Raw genomic sequence first — 2,923 nt, 5'->3', positions numbered from 1 at the left:
GCGATCATTAGCCATATTGAATCCTTTTAATACTTTTGAAAGTGTAGCGGTACGAGTTACCTCCTGAAGGCTAATTCGTTCGGGTTTAATGTTGATTTTACTCTGATCAGTCAGCTCAGAAAAGTTTTTCATAGTACTAGTAAACGTATTACTGAACTGGTTAAAGTCTTGCTGGGTACTGATTCCTGAAATATTATAGATGTTTCCACCGTATTGAATTAAATAAGACAACAAGCGAATTTGTTGTTGTTGCTGCTGCTGCTGAGGTTGACCTTGATTCTGCTGAGGTTGCACATCCGCTAATATAGACAGTGCTGATAATCCGTTAACATTTCCTTTATCGGACTGAATGACCGATAGATTATTATTCTGCACTAAGGCTTTTCCAGCTTCCTCTAGGGAATTTCCTTTCGCCAAACTAAGCGTCATAATGGCTTTACCTTCTTTATGGGCCATTTGCACCTGTTGAGGTGTGTTCTGGAAAGTCCATCCTTGGGGAGTGGGGAATTTAAATTTCAGTACCGGATGATAGAACACTCCAGCTTCCAGATATCCTTGATTTGGATCTTCGCCGTATAGTAACCCATCAATCATCTGTAAGTATGAATTACGGCCTACTTCAAGGTTGGTAGCTTTGGTTTTTTTCTTCCACTTCTGCGCTAGCTGCTGTACTTTCTGTTGACGGTCAGCCGGGTCAGGATGGGTTGACATAAAGGTAGGTACACTTTGACCAGCTTCTCCTCGCATACGTTCTAACGTACTAAAGAAATTCGCCATCTCGTCGGCGTCGTAACCAATTTTGGTAGAGTACTCTACTCCTAGTTTATCCGACTGCTTTTCATCATCGCGACCAAACTTTAGAAATAGTAATCCTAACCCCTGCTGGGCAGCATCGGCAAATTGCGCTAATTCGGGAGCCAGTACCATTCCGGCTACCATACCAACCTGAGCTAACATCTGCTTCGTGTACTGACTAGCCGAATGGCGAGCGGTTACGTGCCCAATTTCGTGTCCTAGTACTCCGGCAAACTCGGCTTCGTTGTTAAAGTGCGCCATAATGCCTCGGGTAAAATAGACGAATCCACCGGGTACGGCAAAGGCGTTCACCACCGGAGAATCCACTACCTTAAATTCATAGGCTAGATCGGGACGGTGAGAAACCTTGGCCATTTGCTGACCTTTCTCGTTAATAAATTTCTGTAGTTGCTTATCGTCATAAACGCCGAAAAATTGAGTGATTTGTGGATCGTTCTGTTCACCCATAGCCCGCTCCTGATTGCTAGACATGAGCATTAGTTCTTTTTTACCGGTTACTGGATTAGTAGCACAGCCTGATAGCCAAAAACTAGTGGCTAAAATCAGCATATAAGATATGTATCTCTGTATTTTCATAGTAGTAGATTTTATTACGACAAAATACATTTCAAAAAGAATGCCTTGAAGAAAAATGGATTTTTTACCGGAAGAAGCCAATTGGTATAGCAAATCTATTAATCGTTTCCCCAATTGTTGGGGAAAAAACGCAACACTAGGCTCACGACTAGTCTAGTCTACTTTGAATAATTATCTAAGAAGGTAACAATACTTTCTATCAACTCATTGGCCAAGGGCATTTTGGAATTACTATAAGTGGCTTCATCTGCTTGCCGGTCGGCAGGAGCAGTTTTGAGTATGTGGTTCATGCTATCAACGATTTCTATTTGAGCTGAAGGTTGGGCTTCAGCTAAGCAATAAGCTTCCTTGGATCATTACTGTCTGGGGTTAGCAATGTACCGTAGAGTATGCCGATGAAAATCTTCAAATTTACTTCCTCGCTAATAGGCTCGGTTGATACAGTGGGTTCGTCCTCCGAACAGGCAGTGGTAAATGTTAAAGCAGTGATAAGAAGTGCACAAATATTAGCTTAGCCAACACGAGTAAAGTTATTTTCACCTTTTGGAATAATAGGTAAGTAGAAGTCTAATGTTGGTATAAAAATTACTGAAAAATAGAGAGAACAAATATATTGTCAGTCAGTTTTAACAATATCTTAATTTTTTAAACATACAATTTTTTAAACCGATGAAACAATTTTTTTATACTGGTTTAGCGGTAATATTCTTAGCTACTGCTTGCCAACCTGATACTCGAAATAATAGATATGATAACTGGGATACTAACCAGAACAGTGGTATAGACGACCAGGAATTTGAACAGGCTTTCACTACTTCTCCGTACTACGACCAGTGGAACGATGATGATAACCGAATGGTGAGTCGTAGTGAGTTTACCCAGGGATTTTTTCAAATGATTGATAAGGATAATGATGGAGCTCTTTCCGAACAGGAGTGGCAGCACGGAAAAGAATCCTATTTTTCCGATGCAGTAGTTGACAACGAATCTTTATTAGATGGACTGGACCAGAATAATGATCGGGTAGTACAATCCGCTGAATTTCAAAAGATGCTGGATGACGTAGATTATTTTAGTAAGTGGGACAAAGATGGTAACAGTGAATTGGATGAACCCGAAGTAGCTAAGGGGGTTTTTTCTATGTGGGATACTGATGGCAATGGGGTAATTGAAGCTGCTGAGTACGAACTGTGGGACAATACACCATAGACTAGAAGTATATACCTTAATTCTACCTATACTAGGTAAGTACACGGTAATAACTACATAGCGATAATCTATCAATTTAGCTATTTACCCTAGGTAATTAATAACTTCAAGAAAGGTAGGAAGTTATTTGCAATAAGAGTCACAATTTTTTCAACTAATTTTTTACTTTAATGCGATTTATCTCATCTAAAGTGCACGGCTTACTTGACTATATAAGCGGTGCACTACTTATACTTTCACCCTGGATTTTTGGCTTTGCCACCGGAAGCTTTGCCCAGTGGGTACCAATGCTAGTAGGAGCTACTATTCTGGTAGTATCCTT

The 2,923-nt window shown here is 40.3% G+C and carries 4 protein-coding genes; 2 read left to right on the top strand and 2 right to left on the bottom strand.

Going from position 1 to position 2,923, the window contains the following annotated elements; translation table 11 throughout:
• Together WBA23_RS10145 and WBA23_RS10140 are read right to left on the bottom strand one after the other, a co-directional pair.
• Window positions 1–1,392, bottom strand: a 1,392-nt coding sequence (locus WBA23_RS10145; RefSeq protein ID WP_424582164.1) for a M48 family metalloprotease, incomplete at its 3' end; no start/stop codon positions are given.
• Window positions 1,393–1,550: 158 nt separating this feature from the next.
• Window positions 1,551–1,682: a hypothetical protein gene (locus WBA23_RS10140; protein ID WP_424582163.1), complete on the bottom strand. Its 132-nt coding sequence runs from the start codon at window positions 1,680–1,682 to the stop codon at window positions 1,551–1,553.
• 379 nt (window positions 1,683–2,061) lie between these two features.
• On the opposite strand from WBA23_RS10140, the gene WBA23_RS10135 reads away from it, so the two are divergent.
• Together WBA23_RS10135 and WBA23_RS10130 are read left to right on the top strand one after the other, a co-directional pair.
• A complete protein-coding gene (locus WBA23_RS10135; protein ID WP_424582162.1) occupies window positions 2,062–2,601 on the top strand; it encodes a hypothetical protein in 540 nt (179 codons plus the stop codon).
• Window positions 2,602–2,771: 170 nt separating this feature from the next.
• The coding region (locus tag WBA23_RS10130; protein WP_424582165.1) for an SPW repeat domain-containing protein at window positions 2,772–2,923 on the top strand (152 nt) is incomplete at its 3' end.

This window comes from Tunicatimonas sp. (assembly GCF_049647865.1).
In the GTDB taxonomy this organism is placed as follows: domain Bacteria; phylum Bacteroidota; class Bacteroidia; order Cytophagales; family Cyclobacteriaceae; genus Tunicatimonas.
Note: the sequence above shows the minus strand (reverse complement) of the source record. Positions and strands in the feature narration are given on the sequence as shown.